Source organism: Pseudomonas sp. efr-133-TYG-5, from assembly GCF_030209175.1.
In the GTDB taxonomy this organism is placed as follows: domain Bacteria; phylum Pseudomonadota; class Gammaproteobacteria; order Pseudomonadales; family Pseudomonadaceae; genus Aquipseudomonas.
Map to the genome: position 1 here is coordinate 1 of NZ_JARVSM010000005.1, position 20697 is coordinate 20697.

A 20697-nucleotide genomic window follows, 5' to 3' on the forward strand; every position below is an offset into this window, starting at 1 on the left:
TACTTTGGGGCGTTTGCCAAAGTGACCCGCTGTAAGAGCGGAACCGCCAGCGGCCGCACCCGAAGAAACGGATATACACCCAAAACCACCACAGCATGGCCGGCCCAAAGGCCGCCAAGCCAAAAGTCCAAAAGCCAAAGCCAAAGCCAAAGCCAAAGCCCAAAAGCCGAAACTGACAGCGCCGTCAGCCAGCCGTCACCCTCCTGACCCCCAAACAAGTTTATAAAGACACAACCTGCCCAAACCCCGTCCCCCCTGGCGCCTCACAAGCATGCAAATCCAGAAGAAAAAGGCCCTGCTCGCCACCCTGCTGATAATCGTCGCAGGCCTCGGCCTGTGGTACGCGATGAAACCCGCACCGGCCAAGATCGTCGCCTCTACGGCAATCCCGGTGCGCGTGGTCAGCGTCAGCGCCAAAGACGTGCCGCGCTACACCAGCGGCATCGGTTCGGTGCTGTCGCTGCACAGCGTGGTGGTACGCCCGCAGATCGACGGCATCCTCACCAGGATCCTGGTCAAAGAAGGCCAACTGGTGAACAAGGGCGATCTGCTGGCAACCATCGACGACCGCTCGATCCGCGCCAGCCTCGACCAGGCCCGGGCACAACTGGGCGAAAGCCAGGCGCAACTGCAAGTGGCCCTGGTCAACCTCAAGCGCTACAAGCTGCTCAGCGTCGACGACGGCGTATCGAAGCAGACCTACGACCAGCAACAGGCGCTGGTCAACCAGTTGAAAGCCACTGCCCAGGGCAACCAGGCGGCGATTGACGCGGCGCAAGTACAACTTTCCTACACCCAGATTCACTCCCCGGTCACCGGCCGCGTCGGCATTCGTACAGTCGACGAAGGCAACTTCCTGCGCATGACCGATGCCCAGGGCCTGTTCACCGTGACCCAGATCGACCCGATTGCGGTGGAATTCTCCCTGCCGCAGCAAATGCTGCCGACCCTGCAAGGCCTGATCAACGATCCCCAACACGCGCAGGTCAAGGCCTACATCGGGGCCGACACCGACGGCGAAACCGGCAACCTGCTCGGCGAGGGGCACCTGACCCTGATCGACAACCAGATCAACGCCAACACCGGCACCATCCGCGCCAAGGCCGAATTCGCCAACCCCGGGCAGAAGCTGTGGCCCGGCCTGCTGGTCACGGTAAAGATTCAGACAGCATTGGATAAAGATGCGCTGGTGGTGCCGCCCACTGTCGTACAACGTGGCCTCGATCAACACTTCGTGTACCGGGTCAACGGCGACAAGGTTGAAGTGGTGCAGGTGCAGATGGTTTATCAGGGCAGCGGTCAGGACATCATCAAAGGCGTGAACCCCGGCGACGTCCTGGTCAGTGACGGCCAGTCGCGGCTCAAGCCCGGTTCGACCGTGCAGGTCATGAGCGAACCGCCGCAGGTGGTGCAAGCGGAGCCCAAGCCATGAAGCAGCACAAAGGCGTTTCGACCTGGTGCATCGATCACCCGGTGGCGACCATTCTGCTGACCATCGCCCTGGTGCTGGTCGGCGTGATTGCCTTCCCGCGCCTGCCGATTGCGCCGCTGCCGGAAGCCGAATTCCCGACCATTCAGGTCTCCGCACAACTGCCCGGCGCCAGCCCCGACACCATGGCGTCATCGGTGGCCACGCCGTTGGAAGTGCAATTCAGCGCCATTCCCGGCATGACCCAGATGACCTCCAGCAGCGCCCTCGGGTCGAGCCTGCTGACCCTGCAATTCACCCTCGACAAGAGCATCGACACCGCCGCCCAGGAAGTGCAGGCCGCGATCAACACCGCCGCCGGCAAGCTGCCCAAGGACATGCCGACCCTGCCGACCTGGAAGAAGGTCAACCCGGCCGACAGCCCGGTGCTGATCCTCAGCGTCAGCTCCACGCAAATGCCCGGCACCGAACTCAGCGACCTGGTGGAAACCCTGCTGGCGCGTCAGATCAGTCAGATCGATGGCGTCGGCCAGATCAACATCACCGGTCAGCAACGTCCGGCGATTCGGGTCCAGGCCTCGGCGGACAAACTCGCCGCCATCGGCCTGACCCTCGCCGACATTCGCCTGGCGATCCAGCAGACCAGCCTCAACCTGGCCAAAGGCGCGCTGTACGGTGAGTCGAGCATTTCCACACTGTCGACCAACGACCAGTTGTTCCACCCCGAGGAATACAGCCAACTCATCGTTTCCTACAAGGATGGCGCACCGGTTCACCTGCGCGATGTCGCCAAAGTCGTCAACGGTTCGGAAGATGCCTACGTGCAGGCCTGGGCCGGCGATCAACCGGGGGTCAACCTGGTGATCTCGCGGCAACCGGGGGCCAACATCGTCGAGACGGTCGACCGCATTCAGGCGGCGCTGCCGGGCCTTGAGGCGATGCTGCCGGCGTCGGTGCAAGTGAAAGTGCTGATCGACCGCACGCAGACCATCCGTGCGTCCCTGCACGAAGTGGAAATCACCCTGCTGATCGCGATCCTGCTGGTGGTGGCCGTGATGGCGCTGTTCCTGCGCCAGTTGTCGGCGACGCTGATTGTCTCGGCAGTCCTCGGTGTGTCGCTGACCGCCAGTTTCGCCCTGATGTACCTGCTCGGTTTCAGCCTGAACAACCTGACCCTGGTGGCCATCGTGGTGGCCGTGGGGTTTGTGGTCGACGATGCGATTGTGGTGGTGGAGAACATCCATCGCCATCTGGAGGCCGGCGACAACATGCGCGAGGCCGCGGTCAAGGGCGCCGGCGAGATCGGCTTCACCGTGGTCTCGATCAGTTTCTCGCTGGTGGCGGCGTTCATTCCGCTGCTGTTCATGGGCGGTGTGGTCGGGCGGCTGTTCAAGGAATTCGCCCTGACCGCGACCTCGACCATCCTGATCTCGGTGGTGGTGTCGTTGACCCTGGCGCCGACCCTCGCGGCGCTGTTCATGCGCAAACCGCTGCACCACGCGCACGCCAGACCCGGCTTCAGCGAACGCCTGCTCGGCTGGTATGAAAAAGGCCTGCGCCGCGCCCTCGCCCATCAGAAGCTGATGATTGGCGTGTTCGGATTATCCGTGGCGTTGGCCGTCGGCGGTTATGTGTTTATCCCCAAGGGGTTCTTCCCGGTGCAGGACACCGGGTTCGTCCTCGGCACCACCGAAGCCGCGGCGGATATCTCCTACAGCGACATGGTGAAAAAACACCTGGCGATGGCGGAAATCGTCGCCGCCGATCCGGCCGTGCAGGCGTTTTCCCACTCGGTCGGCGTGTCCGGGAGCAACCAGACCATCGCCAACGGCCGTTTCTGGATCGCCCTGAAAAAACGCGGCGAGCGCGATGTTTCGGCCAGTCAGTTCATCGACCGCATTCGTCCGCAACTGATGAAGGTACCGGGCATCGTGCTCTACCTGCGCGCCGGTCAGGACATCAACCTCAGCTCCGGGCCGAGCCGCGCGCAATACCAGTACGTGCTCAAGAGCAACGACGGCGCGACCCTCAGCACCTGGACGCAGAAACTCACCGACAAGCTGCGCAGCAACCCGGCGTTCCGCGACATCTCCAACGACCTGCAACTGGGCGGCAGCATCACCCACATCAGCATCGACCGCAGCGCCGCGGCGCGCTTCGGCCTGACCGCCAGCGATGTCGACGAGGCGCTGTACGACGCGTTCGGGCAACGCCAGATCAACGAGTTCCAGACCCAGGTCAACCAGTACAACGTGATCCTCGAACTGGACACCCGCCAGCGCGGCAAGGCCGAGAGCCTCAACTACTTCTACCTGCGCTCGCCGCTGAGCGGGGAAATGGTGCCGCTGTCGGCGCTGGCCAGATTCGATGCGCCGACCATCGGCCCGCTGTCCATCGCCCATGACGGCATGTTCCCGGCCGCCAACCTGTCGTTCAACCTCGCCCCCGGCGTGGCGTTGGGCGACGCGGTGGTTCTGCTCAACCAGGCCAAGGCCGAAATCGGCATGCCGACCGCGATCAGCGGCAACTTCCAGGGCGCGGCGCAGGCGTTCCAGAGCTCACTCAAGAGTCAGCCCTGGCTGATCCTCGCGGCACTGGTGGCGGTGTACATCATTCTCGGCGTGCTCTACGAGAGTTTCGTCCATCCGCTGACCATCATTTCCACGCTGCCGGCGGCGGGCCTGGGTGCGGTGATCATGCTCTGGCTGTGCGGCCAGGATTTTTCGATCATGGCGCTGATCGGCCTGGTGCTGCTGATCGGCATCGTCAAGAAAAACGGCATCCTGATGATCGACTTCGCCCTCGAGGCGCAGCGCCAGCGCGGGCTGGCGCCGCAGGAGGCGATTTTCGAAGCGTGCCTGACGCGCTTCCGGCCGATCATCATGACCACCCTCGCCGCCCTCCTCGGCGCCCTGCCGCTGATGCTCGGCTATGGCACCGGCGCCGAACTGCGGCAGCCGCTGGGGATCGCGGTGGTGGGCGGCTTGCTGGTCAGCCAGATGCTGACGCTGTTCACCACGCCGGTCATATACTTATGGCTCGAGCGGCTGTTCCATCGGCCCAGACCAGCGTCCGCGAGCGAGCCGACGCTGGCGACCACAGACTGAGGCGGGGTCATGCGCGTTCTGATTATCGAAGACGAGGAAAAAACCGCGGATTATCTGCACCGCGGTCTGACGGAACAGGGTTACACCGTGGACCTGGCCCGTGACGGCATCGAAGGCCTGCACCTGGCGCTGGAAAGCGATTACGCGGTGATCGTCCTCGACGTGATGCTGCCGGGCCTGGACGGCTTCGGCGTGCTGCGCGCACTGCGCGCGCGCAAGCAGACGCCGGTGATCATGCTCACCGCCCGCGAGCGTGTCGAAGACCGGATCAAGGGCCTGCGCGACGGCGCCGACGATTACCTCGGCAAGCCGTTTTCCTTCCTCGAACTGGTGGCGCGCCTGCAAGCGCTGACCCGCCGTAGCGGCGGTCATGAACCGGTGCAGGTGAGCATCGCCGACCTGTGGATCGACCTCATCAGCCGCAAGGCGACCCGCGCCGGCACGCGGCTGGACCTGACCGCCAAGGAGTTCTCGCTGCTCAGCGTGCTCGCTCGGCGACAGGGCGAAATCCTCTCGAAAACGGCGATTGCCGAGATGGTCTGGGACATCAATTTCGACAGCGACGCGAATGTCGTCGAGGTCGCGATCAAACGGCTGCGAGCCAAGCTCGACGGACCGTTCGAGGAGAAACTGCTGCACACCATTCGTGGCATGGGTTATGTCCTGGAGAGCCGTGGTGTCGAGTAATTCCATCGCCCTGCGCCTGAGTGGCATGTTCACCCTGGTCGCCCTGCTGGTCTTCGTGCTGATCGGCGGCGCGCTGTACCAGCAGGTGGACAAGGGCCTGGGCCTGTTGCCCGAAGCCGAACTGGACGCGCGCTACAGCGTGCTGGAATCGGCGCTCAACCGCTATGGCACGCCCGAGCACTGGGTGAAGATCAATGCCAAGCTCAAGCTGCTCGGTGAAGAGGACAAGCGCATCCGTTTCTGGGTGGTGAGCGGCAATCCGGAATACGAATACGGCGCGCCGGATGCCCTGATCCGCGCATTCGCCGCCGGCCCGCCAGGCATGCGCGACCTGCAGTTGCCCGACCATCCCTACCCGCTGAAAGTGCTGCTTACCGAGTTGCCGGCCAAGGATCAGCGCCCGCCGCTGCGCTTCATGATCGGCATCGACACCGAGACGTTCTACCAGACCCAGCACCAATTGCTGATGGCCCTGATCAGCCTGGCGATTGTCGGCGTGCTGCTGGCCTCGGCACTGGGCTACTGGGTGGCGCGGATCGGCCTCAAGCCGCTGATCAAACTCTCCCAGGAAGCCCAGCGCCTGGCGCCGCCATTGCGCGCCGGACGCCTGCGCCTGTCGCCGCTGCCGCCGGAACTGAAGCAGTTCGTCAGCGCGTTCAACTCGACCCTGGAGCGGGTCGAACAGGCGTGGTCGCGGCTGGAGTCGTTCAACGCCGACGTGGCCCATGAACTGCGCTCGCCGCTGACCAACCTGATCGGTCAGACCCAGGTCGCGCTGACCCGCGGGCGCTCGGCGGAGCATTATTTCGAAGTGCTGCAATCGAACCTCGAGGAGCTTGAGCGGCTGCGCTCGATCATCAACGACATGCTGTTCCTGGCCAGTGCCGACCAGGGCAGCAAGGCCACCAAACTGACCACGACATCGCTGGCCGACGAGGTGGCGACAACCCTCGAGTACCTGGATTTCATCCTCGAAGACGCCCAGGTGCAGGTTCAGGTCAGCGGCGACGCGCAGGTACAGATCGAGATCGCCCACCTGCGTCGGGCGCTGATCAATCTGTTGAGCAACGCCGTGCAGCACACCGCGCCGGGCCAGGTCATCGAGGTGCGGATCGAAGTCATGGAACATCAGGTCAGCATCGGCGTGGCCAACCCCGGTGCGCCGATTGCCAGCGAGCATCTGCCGCGCCTGTTCGAACGCTTCTACCGGGTCGATGCCTCGCGCAGCAACAGCGGCAACAACCATGGCCTGGGCCTGGCGATCGTCAAGGCGATTGCGCTGATGCATGGCGGCGATGTGTTCGTGCGCAGTGATCGCGGGATGAACACCTTCGGCATTCACTTGCCGGTCTGACTGCGTCTACGGGCTACAGGGTCTCGCCGGCGCAGAGCGTGGGATCGCTCAGTACGATCGATACTGCAGGCGCTGCCGCAGGCGGCGATCTTTGCCTCTTCTGTAACAGTCATTTATGAAAATCACGCTGTTTCCCCCTGCCCGGCACCCTTATCTTTGCCCGCACCAAACAGCACTTGCCAAGCAAGAAGGTTTTCCAGATGTCCAACAGTATGGGTATTGCCAGCGCTTTCGTTTTGTCCTCATTGATCCTGTCGCCGATGGCGATGGCTGAAGAATCCCACGCCTTCGTCGCGCAGAATTCCGCACGCAACCAGGCGTATGAACAGCACCAGGCAGAAATGATGGCCAAAGCCAAAGACGCCACGCAGGCCCCTCAGGCTGCCGCTTCCCAGGCGCGCTCCGCTGCCGAGAAAGACAGCTGAGGCACGCGCCGCTGCGTTTCCCTCGACGCGGTTGTTTGGCTCTTCCCGTTCAACCGTCGTCCCTGCAGGCCGCTGACTTTCAGCGGCCTTTTTTCGTTGTGGTCTGAAAGCCGTTTGGTGCGTCTTTTCAAACAAGAAACATCCTGCACCTCAATTCATTGCGGTGCCAGTTGACCCAAGGAGCTTTACCGCACGTGCGTTACCCAGTCCGCTTCACCCCGTTGTTCATTGCAATCGCCGCAACGATTGCACCTTGCGCCCATGCCGCCGAGCCTGAACAGGCAGGTTTCATCGAAGGCTCGAGCCTCAACCTCAACGCCCGCAACTACTACATGAACCGCAACCGCCTGCAGCAGACGGATGACAACATCGAGTGGGGCCAGGGCTTTCTCGGGGTATTCCAATCCGGCTACACCGAAGGCACAGTCGGTTTCGGTATCGACGCGCACGCCATGCTCGGGCTGAAACTCGACGGCGGTGGCGGCACGGACAACTCCAGCATCCTGCCGGTCAGCGACGGCAGCGGCAAGGCACCGGGGTCGTTCTCCACGGCCGGTGGCACCTTGAAAATGCGCGCGTTCGACACGGAGCTGAAGGCCGGCGACCTGTTCCTTACCAACCCGGTGATCGCCGGCGGTGACTCGCGCATGCTGCCGCAGACCTTCCGCGGCGTCAGCCTCGCCAACCACAGTTTCGATGGCTGGCTGATCGAGGGTGGCCAGGCCAGCTTCACCAAGCCGTACAACCAGAGTGGCCACACGCGCATCGGCACCTCCTACGGCAGCCTCGCCGACGGCGACGAAAGCCGCCATCTGAACTGGGCCGGGGTGAGCTGGAGCGGCATCGAAGGGCTGACCAGCAACCTCTACGCCGCCGAGCTCAAGGACATCTGGAATCAGTACTACTACGACCTCGACTACACCTGGGCGCTGAACGATCTGGTCAGCCTCAACCCGGGCCTGCACTACTACCACACCCAGGACACCGGCGATGCGCTGCTGGGCGCCATCGACAACAACACCTACAGCCTGCATTTCACCGTCGGTATCGGCAGCCACAGCGTCACTGCCGCCTATCAACGGGTCAACGGCAACACGCCCTTCGACTACATCAGCCAGGGCGACAGCGTCTACCTCGACAATTCGCAGCAATACTCGGACTTCAACGGCCCCAACGAGCGCTCGTGGAAACTCAAGTACGCCTACGACTTCGCCGGTGTCGGCATGCCCGGCCTGACTTCGGCCGTGTCCTACTCGCGCGGCACGCTGGACCTGACCAAGGTCGACCCGGCCAGCCAGGGCTACGCGTCGTGGTACAGCGCCGAAGGGCGCAACGCCAAACACTGGGAACGCGACATCGACCTCAAGTACGTGGTGCAGAGCGGCCAGGCCAAGGATCTGGCCGTACGCCTGCAATGGGCGACCAACCGCGGCGGCAACGGCTATGGCGCCATCGATTCGGACACAGATGAATACCGTGTCATCGTCGACTACCCGATCAACGTCTTCTAAGATCGGCGCTACGCTAAAGAGGCCAGCCTGACGCGCTGGCCTTTTTCATGCCGGCGCCAGCGGCGTTTGTGCAACTACGCTGATAAGACCCTCCAACCGACAGCCCTATCATGATCGCGAGCCGTACCCCACCCTCCACGGGCAAGACCGGACGCCCCGAGCGGCTGTTGATCCTGGGCAGCCTGCTGAGCGTGATCGCGATTGTCTGCATCGTCACCTTCCTGCTGATCCGCGAACATGCCAGCGCCCAGGAGGCGGCCACCCGTGGCGCCACCACCATCGCCCAGTTGATCGACGCCGATGTACTGCGCACCGTCGAGCTGTACGACCTGACGCTGCAAGGGCTGATCGCCGCGGCCCAGCGCGAGGACCTGAAGAATGTCTCGCCGTCGATCCGCCATCTGGCGTTGTTCGACCGCTCCACCACGGCGCGCTTCAAGGGTGACATCCTGCTGCTGGACAAGCACGGCGACGTGATCGCCGATTCCTCGCGGATCGAGCCCAAACCGGGCAACTTCGCCGACCGCGATTATTTCCTCGCCCATGCCTTCAATCGCGACGCCGGCATGTTCATCAGCCGCCCGTTCAAAACCCGCTGCGACTGCGAATACGCCGATCAGTGGCGGATCAGTTTCAGTCGGCGGATGTCCTCCGAGACCGGTGAATTCATCGGCGTGGCCGTGGCGTCGATGAAGCTCGATTACTTCGACGAACTGTTCAACAGCCTCGACATCGGCAGCGACAGCACGCTGAACATCATCAATGACGACGGCGTGCTGCTGGCGCAGAAGCCCTACCTGCAACGCGACTCGATCGGCAAGAGCTTCGCCACCCGGCCGAACGTGGTGCGCATCCTGCGCGAGGGCAATGGCAGCTTCAGCAGCGTCTCGAGCATCGACCAGCAGAAACGGCTCTACACCTACTCGCGGGTCGGCAACCTGCCGTTGACGGTGATCGTTGCGCTGTCCAGCGATGAGGTGTTCGCCGCCTGGCGGCGTACGGCGCTGCTGATCAGCGGCGCCACCGGCGTGCTGTGCATCGGCCTGCTATGGCTGACCTGGCTGCTGGCCCGCGAGTTGCGCCTGCGTCATCGCGCGGAACGCGAACTGGCGCAACTGGCGGCCACCGATGACCTCACGGGCGTGGCCAACCGGCGCATGCTCGACCAGTCCCTGCGCCATGAGTGGTTCCGCGCCCAGCGTTCCGGCAAGCCGTTGTCGGTGATGATGATCGACGCCGACCACTTCAAGGCTTTCAACGATCGCCACGGGCACCAGGCCGGGGATCAGGCGCTGCGCGATCTGGCCCGGGTGATCAGCGCCAACGTGCGACGTCCGGCGGATCTGGTGGCGCGTTATGGCGGTGAGGAGTTCTCGGTGATCCTCGCCGAAACCGATGGCGCCGGCGCGCGGCAGATTGCCGAGCATATCCGCGAAGCGGTGCAGCAGTTGCCGTGGGTCGAAGGCGCCGAGCGGGCCATGACGGTGAGCATCGGCATCAGCACCTGGACCACCCGCAGCGAGAGCACGCTGGAGCAGCTGTTGTTCGCGGCGGACAAGGCCCTGTACCAGGCCAAGGAAAGCGGACGCAACCGGGTGGTCGCTGGCTGAGTGGAGCGCAGGTTTGCAGCGAAAAACCGCAGTCGTGCACAGCACACGGCGGACATAAAAAAAGGCCACCCGAGGGTGGCCTTCAAAAAACTAGAGAGGTTTTTTACTTACACGGCCGCAACCGGGCGCATGTAAGAGATTGGTGCGGTGCTGGCGTCTTCGAACGTCACGACTTCCCAGGCATCTTTCTGCTCAATCAACTTGCGCAGGAGCTGGTTGTTCAGTGCGTGACCGGACTTGAAGCCCTTGAACTCACCAATCAGGCTGTTGCCCAGCAGGTACAGGTCGCCAATCGCATCGAGGATCTTGTGCTTGACGAATTCGTCTTCGTAGCGAAGGCCGTCTTCGTTAAGTACGCCATCGGAATCGACCACGATCGCGTTTTCCACGCTGCCGCCGAGTGCGAGGTTCTGCTTGCGCAGGTACTCGATGTCACTCATGAAACCGAAAGTACGCGCGCGGCTGACTTCTTTTACGAACGAAGTGCTGGAAAAGTCCACGCTTGCACTTTGCGTGCGGTCCCGGAAAACCGGGTGATCGAAATCGATCTCGAAGCTCACCTTGAACCCTTCGAAAGGGACGAAAGTGGCGCGCTTGTCGCCGTCTTCCACTGTCACTTCACGCAGGATGCGGATGAATTTCTTGGCGGCGTCCTGTTCTTCCAGGCCTGCCGATTGAATCAGGAATACGAAGGGTCCGGCGCTGCCATCCATGATCGGGACTTCGGACGCGGAGAGCTCGACGTAGGCGTTATCGATGCCCAGGCCAGCCATGGCCGAGAGCAAGTGCTCTACCGTGTCCACTTTGACGTCACCATTTACCAGGGTGGTCGACATAGTGGTTTCACCGACGTTTTCCGCGCGGGCAGGAATCTGCACCACAGGGTCGAGGTCAGCGCGACAAAACACAATGCCAGTGTCGACAGGCGCAGGCTTGAGGGTCAGATAGACCTTCTCCCCGGAGTGCAGGCCGACACCTGTGGCACGGATAATATTCTTCAGGGTGCGTTGTTTAATCATGGCATGGGCCGCTTCAGCGCAAATTGCGAACTGGTATCAACAAAGGCTGGCGATGATAGCAGACCGAGCCTTTGCTGAACACCAATCACCCGAATACCCCTGATACATTTCATCAATCGGCCTGACGACGCAGGAAAGCCGGGATGTCCAGGTAGTCCAGGTCATCCTGCGGATTCATCTTCGCGGCAGTCGCAGCACCGGCCTGAGCCTGGTTGCGCATGACGGTCGGACGATCCAGGTCACGGTAGTTCACCGCTGGAGCTTCCTGACGAGCGGGTGCCGGCTGTTGCACCTGGGCAGCTGCCATCGAGGTGTGGACGGTGTTGTCGATGACCTTCACAGGCTTCTCGATTTTCGCGCCCAGACCGGTGGCAACCACGGTCACGTGCAGTTCGTCGCGCATGTCCGGATCGATCACGGTACCGACCTTGACCATCGCGTGCTCGGAAGCGAAGGCTTCGATGATGCTACCCACGTCGGAGTACTCACCCAGGGACAGGTCAGGACCGGCGGTGATGTTCACCAGGATGCCGCGTGCGCCTTGCAGGTTCACGTCTTCCAGCAGCGGGTTGCGGATGGCCGCTTCGGTCGCTTCACGTGCACGGTTCGGACCGCTGGCGCAGCCAGTGCCCATCATCGCCATGCCCATTTCGCTCATCACGGTACGCACGTCGGCGAAGTCGACGTTGATCATGCCCGGACGCTTGATGATGTCGGAGATACCGCGCACGGCACCGGCCAGAACATCGTCAGCCTTGGCGAAAGCCGACAAGAGGCTGGCGTCCTTGCCGAGGATGGTCAGCAGTTTTTCGTTCGGAATGGTGATCAGCGAGTCGACGCTTTCCGAGAGCATGCGGATGCCTTCGTCGGCGATCTGCATACGCTTGCGGCCTTCGAACGGGAACGGACGGGTCACCACCGCAACGGTGAGGATGCCCATTTCCTTGGCCACTTCGGCGATGATCGGCGCAGCACCGGTACCGGTACCACCGCCCATGCCAGTGGTGATGAACACCATGTTGGTGCCGGCCAGCACTTCAGCGATGCGCTCGCGATCTTCCAGCGCAGCCTGACGGCCGACTTCCGGGTTGGCACCGGCGCCCAGGCCTTTGGTCACGCCGGTACCCAGTTGCAGGATGGTCCGCGCGCCGATGTTTTTCAGCGCTTGAGCATCGGTGTTGGCGCAGATGAATTCGACGCCTTCGATGTTGCTCTTGACCATGTGGTTGACAGCGTTGCCGCCGCCACCGCCAACACCGATAACTTTGATTACCGGGCTTGCGGGGATGTTGTCTACGAGTTCGAACATTTTCCCTCTCCTTACATTCTCTAGTTTTTTCGCCTACTGCATTTTTGTCGCGGTGTTGCGGTAAAGCGTTAGAAGTTGCCTTGAACCCACTTCTTCAATCGGTCCAGCAACGGCGCTTGCGGCTCTTCGTTGCTGTAGCTGTCGCGGCTGCCGATGCCCGAGAACGAGATCCCGTCGGACTGCTTCTGCAGGCCGTACATCAACAAGCCCACGCCAGTGGAATAAATCGGGTTGCGCACCACGTCATCCAGACCCTTCACGCCGTGCGGCACGCCGAGGCGCACCGGCATGTGGAAGATTTCCTCGGCCAGCTCGGTCGCACCTTCCATCTTCGACGTACCGCCGGTGAGGACGATGCCCGCCGGGATCAGGTCTTCGTAGCCGCTGCGACGCAGTTCGGCCTGGATCAGGGTGAACAGCTCGTCGTAGCGCGGCTCGACCACTTCGGCCAGGGCCTGGCGCGACAGTTCGCGCGGTGGACGGTCGCCGACGCTCGGCACCTTGATGGTTTCACCGGCGCCGGCCAGTTTGGCCAGGGCGCAGGCGTAGCGGATCTTGATCTCTTCGGCGTACTGGGTCGGGGTGCGCAACGCCATGGCGATGTCGTTGGTCACCTGGTCACCGGCAATCGGGATCACCGCGGTGTGGCGGATCGCGCCTTCGGTGAAGATCGCGATGTCGGTGGTGCCACCGCCGATGTCGACCAGGCACACGCCCAACTCTTTTTCGTCGTCGGTCAGCACCGAGTAGGCCGACGCCAGTTGCTCGAGGATGATGTCGTCGATTTCCAGACCGCAGCGACGCACGCATTTTTCAATGTTCTGCGCGGCGTTGACGGCACAGGTGACCACATGGACCTTGGCTTCCAGACGCACGCCGGACATGCCCAGCGGCTCACGCACGCCTTCCTGGTTATCGATCACGTAATCCTGCGGCAGGGTGTGCAGCACGCGCTGGTCGGCCGGGATCGCCACGGCCTGGGCCGCGTCGAGCACGCGCTCGAGGTCCGCCGAGCTGACTTCGCGATCACGGATCGCGACGATGCCGTGGGAGTTCAGGCTGCGGATGTGATTGCCGGCCACGCCGACGAATGCCGAGTGAATGCGGCAACCAGCCATCAGCTGGGCTTCCTCGATCGCGCGCTGGATCGACTGCACGGTGGACTCGATGTTCACCACCACGCCTTTCTTCAGGCCGCGGGACGGATGCGTACCGATCCCGACGATTTCCAGCGTGCCGTCGTCCGCGACCTCGCCGACCAGCGCCACCACCTTGGAGGTGCCGATATCGAGACCGACGATCATTTTGCCGCTTTGCACGTTTGCCATGGGTCCTGCCTCTTCTTAATTCTTTGCGACAGCGGGTTGGGCTGTCGTCGGCGCTACTGGTTCCCGCCAGCCAACGGCGAGGCCGTTGGCGTAGCGCAGATCGATGCGCGCAATGTTCGTAATCTGTTCTTTGAGCGTCTTGTCATAGATGGCAATGAAGCGGCGCATCTTTTCCACCAGGTTGCCGCGGCCCAGCAGCAGTTCGATGCCCGGACCGGCACTGCCGGCGCCGGTGGTCAGGAACCAGCTGCCACGTTCACGCAGCTCCAGGCGCGCAATCGAGAAGCCCAATGGCCTGAGCATCTGGCTCAGCACCTGGTACTGCTGCATCACTTGCTGCTGGGCCCGCTGCGGGCCGAACAGCTGTGGCAGGTGTTCGTAGTTCGCCAGTTCCTTGGGCGTGAACGCCTGGCCCTGGTTGTTGAGCAGCGACTCGTCGCCCCAACGGGCCACGGGCAGTTGCTCCTCGAGGCGGATCACCACCTGGTCCGGCCACACCCGGCGCACTTCGGCGTGAGCGATCCACGGCATCTGCTCCAGCTCGGTGCGCATGCTCGCCAGGTCGATGGTGAAGAAGCTCGACGCCACGTACGGGGCGATGCGCTGCTGTACCGCCTGCTGGCTGATGTAGCTGAGGTCGCCCTGCACGGCGATCTTGGTGATCGGCCGGTCGGCATACGGCAACAGGCGCTGGGCGCCTTCATAGGTGCCGAAACCGAGCGCCACCAGCAACACCGGCCAGAACAGCGCTTTGAGGAAGCCGAAATTGGCTTTGGGCAGGCGCGCGGACATCGGCTCTTTGGCCACCATTCGGCTGGCACCCCGTGGCACCGGCTTGCGGCCGGGTGCGGGAGGCTGATGTCGGAGCTGTGCGCCTTGCATCGTCTTAACCTCGAGGTGCTTCAACACTGGCGGCCAGAATGGCCAGAACCAGTTGCTGGAAATCCAGACCGGCAGCACGCGCCGCCATCGGCACCAGGCTGTGATCGGTCATGCCCGGAGCGGTGTTGACTTCCAGGAACCAGAACTGCCCGTCGGCGTCCTGCATCACGTCCGCCCTGCCCCAACCGGCAATACCCAGCGCCTCACAGGCCTTGGCCGTGAGGTCCATGAGTTCCTGCTCCTTGGCGGCGTCCAGCCCGCACGGAATGCGGTACTGGGTATCGTTGGCGATGTACTTGGCGTCGTAGTCGTAGAACGTGTGCGGTGTACCCAGGGCGATAGGAGGCAACACCTGGTCACGCAGGGTGGCGATGGTGAACTCCGGACCTTGAATCCATTGCTCGACCAAGACTTGCGAATCGTAGGTACTGGCCGCTTTCCAGGCGTCGATCAACTCGGACGCGGAAGTCACTTTGGCCATCCCGATACTTGAACCTTCATGCGCCGGTTTGACGATCAAAGGCAAGCCCAGTTCCGTCACCGCCGAAATACAATCGGCTTCGCTGCACAGTACGGCGTGACGCGGCGTCGGAATCCCGAGGCTGTGCCAGACCTGCTTGGTGCGCAGTTTGTCCATGGCCAGCGCGGAAGCGAGGATACCGCTGCCGGTGTAGGGAATGCCGGCGCATTCGAGCAGGCCCTGCATGGAGCCGTCTTCACCGCCACGGCCGTGGAGAATGATGAACGCACGGTCGATCTTTTCGCTGAGCAGACGCTGCAGCAAATCCTCGCCGACGTCGATGCCGAACGCGTCCACGCCAGCGCTTTGCAGGGCCTCGAGCACGGCCTTGCCGGATTTCAGCGAAACCTCGCGCTCGGCACTCAGGCCGCCGTACAGCACGGCGACGCGGCCGAAGTCTTTCGGCGCGATGGTGGAGAACAGATTGGCGTAGGCAGCAGTCATTTCAACTTCCCCTCGACCGACGCCGCCACGGCGCCAGCGAACAACTCACTTTTCAACAGTTTCGGCGCGAGACCGCCGATATCACCGGCGCCCTGGCACAACAGGATGTCGCCGGCGCGCAGCAGCGGCTTGACCAGCGGCGCCAGATCGACGCCACGCTCGATGTAGATCGGGTCGAGCTGACCGCGCTGGCGGATGCTGTTGCACAGCTTGCGGCTGTCGGCACCCGGGATCGGCTCTTCGCCGGCCGGATAGACTTCCATCAGCAGCAGCACGTTGGCGTCGGCCAGGACATTGACGAAATCGTCGTACAGGTCGCGGGTGCGGCTGTAGCGGTGCGGCTGGTAGACCATCACCAGGCGGCGCTCCGGCCAGCCACCGCGCACGGCCTTGATCACCGCCGCCACTTCGGTCGGGTGGTGACCGTAGTCGTCGACCAGCATGACGTTGCCGCCGTCCACCGGCAGTTCGCCGTAGACCTGGAAGCGTCGGCCGACGCCCTGGAACCCGGACAGGCCCTGGACGATGGCTTCATCGCTGACGCCTTCGTCGCTGGCGATGCAGATGGTCGCCAGCGAATTGAGGACGTTGTGATTGCCCGGCATGTTCACGGACACGTCCAGCGGCTCACGGTCAGGGCGCAGCACGGTGAAGAAGGTCTGCATGCCTTGCTGGCGCACGTTGATCGCGCGCACATCGGCGTCTTCGCTGAAGCCATAGGTGACGGTCGGACGCTTGACCAGCGGCAGGATTTCACGCACCACCGGGTCGTCCAGGCACATCACCGCCAGACCGTAGAACGGCAGGTTGTGCAGGAACTCGACGAAGGTTTTCTTCAGTTTGTTGAAGTCGCCGTCGTAGGTCGCCATGTGGTCGGCGTCGATGTTGGTGACCACGGCCACCAGCGGTTGCAGGTGCAGGAAACTGGCGTCGCTCTCGTCGGCCTCGGCGATCAGGTAGCGGCTGGTGCCGAGCTGGGCATTGGTGCCCGCGGCATTCAGCCGGCCACCGATGACGAAGGTCGGATCCAGGCCACCGGCGGCGAATACCGACGCGATCAGACTGGTGGTGGTGGTCTTGCCATGGGTACCGGCCACGGCAATGCCGTGACGATAGCGCATCAGCTCGGCAAGCATCTCGGCCCGCGGTACCACCGGGATACGGCGTTCCAGCGCGGTCGCGACTTCCGGGTTCGAGGTATTGACGGCGCTCGACACCACCAGCACATCGGCGGCAGCGGCGTTCTCGGCGCGGTGACCGATGAAAATGTGGGCGCCGAACGATTCCAGACGCTCGGTGACCGGCGAGGCCTTGAGGTCGGAACCGGACACTTCATAGCCCAGGTTCAGCAACACTTCGGCAATGCCGCACATGCCCACGCCGCCGATGCCGACGAAGTGGATGCGACGGATCCGGCGCATTTCCGGTTGCGGCATGGCTTTCTGATTCTCAACCATGGGCCACCTCCAGACAGGTATCGACCACACTGCGGGTGGCTTCGGGTTTCGCCAGACGGCGGGCCGCACGGGCCATTTCTTCGAGTCGTTGCGGTTGCATCAAGACCTCTGTCAGGCGCGCGGCAAGGTCCGCGGCACCAGTCGTTCTCTGCGGCATCAGGAAGGCAGCGCCTTCACGGGCCAAATAATCGGCGTTGCGGGTCTGGTGATCGTCGATCGCGTGGGGCAAAGGCACCAGCATCGATGGCAGACCGGCGGCGGCCAGTTCACTGATGGTCAATGCGCCGGCGCGGCACACCACCAAGTCAGCCCAGCCATAGGCCTGGGCCATGTCTTTGATGAACGGCTGCACCTGCGCGTCGACGCCGGCGGCGCGGTAGCGCTCTGCAGTCACTTCATCGTGGTTTCTGCCAGCCTGATGAAACACTTCCGGACGCAGGTCGGCAGGGACTTGCGCCAGGGCTTCAGGCAGCAACTTGTTCAACGGCTCTGCGCCCAGGCTTCCGCCCAGGATCAGCAAACGCGCCTTGCGGCCGGCCAGGGCCTGCCGCGGTGTTTCGAGGAACAGCTCGCTGCGCACCGGGTTACCGGTGGTACGGCGGCTGTCCGACAGGGTAAAGGTGTCGGGGAACGCTTCACACACCCGGGCGGCGAACGGCACCAGCAACCGATTGGCGGTGCCGGCCACGGCGTTCTGCTCGTGGACGATCACCGGCACACCGGCCAGTTTGGCGGCGACGCCGCCAGGACCGGTCACATAACCGCCGAAGCCGACCACGCACACCGGCTGCAGGCGGCGAATGATCGCCCGCGCCTGCCACACCGACTTGAGCAGCATGAACGGCGCCTTGAGCAGCGACAGCTTGCCTTTGCCGCGCAGGCCGCTGGCGTTGATGCGGTGCAGTTGCAGACCGGCCGCCGGCACCAGATCGTTCTCGATCCCGCGGGGCGTGCCGAGCCAGTGCACGGTGTAGCCGCGTGCCTGGAACTCGCGGGCACAGGCCAGCGCCGGAAACACGTGGCCACCGGTGCCGCCGGCCATGATCAATACGTTAGCGGCCATGATTCGGCTCCTCGGCGAAGTCGCTCTCATGGAATTCCATCTCTTCACTGCCCAGGTGGGTCCGACTCTCCCACTCGATCCTCAGCAACAGGCCAAGGCAGGCGCAGCAGATCACCAGGGAACTGCCGCCATAACTGAGGAACGGCAGGGTCAGGCCTTTGGTCGGCAGCAGGCCGACGTTCACGCCGATGTTGATCAGGAACTGGCCGATCCACAGGAACGACAGGCCGTAGGCCACATAGGCGGCAAAAAACTGTTTGGCTTTCTCGGCCCACAGACCGATGTACATGCCGCGAATACAGACGAACACGAACAACGCCACGGTGCACAGCGAACCCACCGCGCCGAGTTCTTCGGCGAGTACCGAGAACACGAAGTCGGTGTGCGCTTCCGGCAGGTAGAACTGCTTCTGCACGCTGTTGCCCAGGCCGACGCCCAGCCATTCACCGCGACCGAAAGCGATCAACGCCTGCGACAACTGATAGCCGGCGCCGAACTGGTCGGCCCACGGGTCGGCGAAGTTGGTCAGACGCGCCATCCGGTACGGCTGCATCTGAATCAGCAACACCACAGCGGCCACGGCCAGCACCACCATCAGCGAGAAACGGAACAACCCGACGCCGCCGAGGAACAGCATCGCCGCCGCCGCGCCCATCATCACCACGGTGGCGCCGAAGTCCGGCTCCATCAGCAGCAGGCCGGCCATCGGCAGCAGCACGATGAACGGCTTGAAGAAGCCCATCCAGCTCTCGCGCACTTCCTTCTGCCGGCGCACCAGGTAACCGGCGAGGTAGATCACCACGAACACCTTGGCGATTTCCGACGGCTGCACGTTGAAGAAACTGAAACCGATCCAGCGCATCGAACCGTTCACTTCACGGCCGATCCCCGGGACGATCACCATCACCAGCAGACCGAACGCACCGATCAGCATCATCCAGCCCAGGCGCTGCCAGGTGGCGATCGGAATCATCATGGTGACGATGCAGGCGCCCAGGCCCAGTGCCACATAGATCAGGTGGCGAATCATGTAGTACAGCGCACTGCCCGACTGCGCCGCCGCCACTTCGGTGGACGCCGAGGCGATCATGATCAAGCCCAGGCCGAGCAGCGCCAGGCAACCGGCGAGCATCGGGAAATCGAGATCGATGCCGCGCCCGGTGATGATCGGCGACGGATACGGCTTGATGATATTGCGCAGGCTCATGCCAGTTCCTCCACGGCGCGGACGAACTGGTGACCACGGTCTTCGTAATGCTTGAACATGTCGAAACTGGCGCACGCCGGCGACAGCAGCACGACATCGCCCGGCTGGGCCACGGCACGGCACTGCGCCACGGCGTCGACCAGCGAGCCGACGCGAATCAGCGGCACGCTGTCGCCGATGGCCGCGCCGATCTTGTCGGAGTCGCGTCCCATCAGGATCACGGCGCGGCAATGGGCCGCCACCGGATCGCGCAGGTCATTGAATTCGGCACCCTTGCCGTCGCCACCGGCGATCAGCACGATCTTGCCGGCGATGTCCGCACCCAGGCCTTCGATGGCAGCGAGGGCGGCGCCGACGTTGGTCGCCTTGGAATCGTTGTAATAGCCCACGCCATCCAGGTCACGCACCCACTGGCAGCGGTGCTCGAGGCCGGCAAAGTTGCGCAGGGCGCTGAGCATGGCGTCGAACGGCAGGCCCACGGCATGCCCCAGCGCCAGCGCCGCAAGGGCATTGGACTGATTGTGCGCGCCGCGAATCTTCAGCTCGCGCACCGGCAGCAGGTTCTGGAACTCGAACGCGAGGTATTTCTCGCCGTTCTCTTCGCGGATACCGAACGCCTTGAAATCCGGTTGGGTCAGGCCGAAGGTCCAGCACGGCTGGCCCTCGCCCATCAATGGCCGGGTCAACGCATCCTGACGGTTGACCACGAACTGCCGGGCGCCACGGAAAATCCGGTGCTTGGCCAGGTGGTAGGCCGGCAGGCCGCTGTAGCGGTCCATGTGGTCTTCGCTGATGTTGAGCACGGTGGCCACTTCAGCGTTGAGCTGGTCGGTGGTTTCCAGCTGGAAGCTCGACAGCTCCATCACGTACAGCTCGACGTCGTCGCTGAGCAGGTCCAGCGCCGGCGTCCCGAGGTTGCCACCGACCGCGACACGTTTGCCGGCCGCAGCCGCCATCTCGCCGACCAGGGTGGTGACGGTGCTTTTCGCGTTGGAACCGCTGATGGCCACGATCGGCGCCCGCGCGTTACGCGCGAACAGCTCGATGTCGCCGGACAGTTTCACGCCACGGGCCGCGGCGGCTTGCAGGGCCGGGGTCGCCAGCGCCAGGCCGGGGCTCACGTAGAGCTCGTCGGCACGGCACAGGAACTCGACGTCCAGCTCGCCACAACGCACTTCCACGTGCGGATAGTCACGCTTGAGCGTGGCCAGTTCCGGTGGATTTTCCCGCGTATCGGCAACGGCAAACGCCACGCCCCGGTTCGCCAGGAAGCGAACCAGGGACATGCCGCTCTTGCCGAGGCCGACAACGATGCGGAAGTGGTCAGAAGCGATCAGAGACACTC

At 63.3% G+C, this 20697-nt stretch carries 16 protein-coding genes; 7 read left to right on the forward strand and 9 right to left on the reverse strand.

Features of this window, described 5'->3' with window-relative positions:
- Positions 1-271 precede the first annotated feature (271 nt).
- The 7 genes from QRN70_RS18440 (at position 272) to QRN70_RS18470 (ending at position 10123) form a co-directional block, all read left to right on the forward strand.
- On the forward strand, positions 272-1432 hold the full coding sequence (locus tag QRN70_RS18440; protein WP_285419376.1) for an efflux RND transporter periplasmic adaptor subunit: 1161 nt from the start codon (positions 272-274) through the stop codon (positions 1430-1432).
- The gene (locus QRN70_RS18445) at positions 1429-4536 is read left to right on the forward strand and encodes a multidrug efflux RND transporter permease subunit (protein WP_285419377.1); all 3108 of its coding nucleotides are present in this window, start codon (positions 1429-1431) and stop codon (positions 4534-4536) included. Before QRN70_RS18440 ends, QRN70_RS18445 begins: the two co-directional genes overlap by 4 nt.
- A 9-nt stretch (positions 4537-4545) precedes the next feature.
- Positions 4546-5223: a heavy metal response regulator transcription factor gene (locus tag QRN70_RS18450; protein WP_285419378.1), complete on the forward strand. Its 678-nt coding sequence runs from the start codon at positions 4546-4548 to the stop codon at positions 5221-5223.
- Positions 5213-6577: a heavy metal sensor histidine kinase gene (locus QRN70_RS18455; protein ID WP_285419379.1), complete on the forward strand. Its 1365-nt coding sequence runs from the start codon at positions 5213-5215 to the stop codon at positions 6575-6577. The genes QRN70_RS18450 and QRN70_RS18455 overlap by 11 nt, the downstream gene beginning before the upstream one ends.
- Positions 6578-6777: 200 nt before the next feature.
- Positions 6778-7002 (forward strand): hypothetical protein, encoded by a 225-nt coding sequence (locus tag QRN70_RS18460; protein WP_285419380.1) that lies wholly within the window; start codon positions 6778-6780, stop codon positions 7000-7002.
- Positions 7003-7196: 194 nt separating this feature from the next.
- A complete protein-coding gene (locus tag QRN70_RS18465; protein ID WP_285419381.1) occupies positions 7197-8513 on the forward strand; it encodes an OprD family porin in 1317 nt (438 codons plus the stop codon).
- A gap of 110 nt (positions 8514-8623) precedes the next feature.
- Positions 8624-10123, forward strand: coding sequence for a sensor domain-containing diguanylate cyclase (locus QRN70_RS18470; RefSeq protein ID WP_285419382.1), 1500 nt, complete (start codon positions 8624-8626; stop codon positions 10121-10123).
- 107 nt (positions 10124-10230) lie between these two features.
- On the opposite strand, the gene lpxC is transcribed toward QRN70_RS18470, so the two are convergent.
- From lpxC to murD, 9 genes are all read right to left on the reverse strand, one after another.
- Entirely contained in the window at positions 10231-11142 is a 912-nt protein-coding gene (lpxC, locus tag QRN70_RS18475; protein ID WP_285419383.1) for a UDP-3-O-acyl-N-acetylglucosamine deacetylase, read from the reverse strand.
- Positions 11143-11254: 112 nt separating this feature from the next.
- A complete protein-coding gene (gene ftsZ / locus QRN70_RS18480; protein ID WP_025109282.1) occupies positions 11255-12451 on the reverse strand; it encodes a cell division protein FtsZ in 1197 nt (398 codons plus the stop codon).
- 68 nt (positions 12452-12519) lie between these two features.
- Positions 12520-13779: a cell division protein FtsA gene (gene ftsA, locus QRN70_RS18485; RefSeq protein WP_007989901.1), complete on the reverse strand. Its 1260-nt coding sequence runs from the start codon at positions 13777-13779 to the stop codon at positions 12520-12522.
- Positions 13780-13794: 15 nt separating this feature from the next.
- Positions 13795-14661 (reverse strand): cell division protein FtsQ/DivIB, encoded by an 867-nt coding sequence (locus QRN70_RS18490; RefSeq protein WP_285419384.1) that lies wholly within the window; start codon positions 14659-14661, stop codon positions 13795-13797.
- Between the two features lie 4 nt (positions 14662-14665).
- Positions 14666-15625, reverse strand: coding sequence for a D-alanine--D-alanine ligase (locus tag QRN70_RS18495; RefSeq protein WP_285419385.1), 960 nt, complete (start codon positions 15623-15625; stop codon positions 14666-14668).
- Positions 15622-17082 carry a UDP-N-acetylmuramate--L-alanine ligase gene (gene murC, locus QRN70_RS18500; RefSeq protein WP_108590198.1) on the reverse strand — a complete coding sequence of 487 codons (1461 nt, stop codon included), beginning with the start codon at positions 17080-17082 and terminating at the stop codon, positions 15622-15624. The genes QRN70_RS18495 and murC overlap by 4 nt, the downstream gene beginning before the upstream one ends.
- Positions 17075-18145, reverse strand: a complete 1071-nt coding sequence (gene murG / locus QRN70_RS18505) for an undecaprenyldiphospho-muramoylpentapeptide beta-N-acetylglucosaminyltransferase (RefSeq protein WP_285419386.1) — start codon at positions 18143-18145, stop codon at positions 17075-17077. The genes murC and murG overlap by 8 nt, the downstream gene beginning before the upstream one ends.
- On the reverse strand, positions 18135-19352 hold the full coding sequence (ftsW, locus tag QRN70_RS18510; RefSeq protein WP_502941615.1) for a putative lipid II flippase FtsW: 1218 nt from the start codon (positions 19350-19352) through the stop codon (positions 18135-18137). Before ftsW ends, murG begins: the two co-directional genes overlap by 11 nt.
- The gene (gene murD / locus QRN70_RS18515; RefSeq protein ID WP_285419387.1) at positions 19349-20695 is read right to left on the reverse strand and encodes a UDP-N-acetylmuramoyl-L-alanine--D-glutamate ligase; all 1347 of its coding nucleotides are present in this window, start codon (positions 20693-20695) and stop codon (positions 19349-19351) included. Before murD ends, ftsW begins: the two co-directional genes overlap by 4 nt.
- Between the last annotated feature and the right edge of the window lie 2 nt (positions 20696-20697).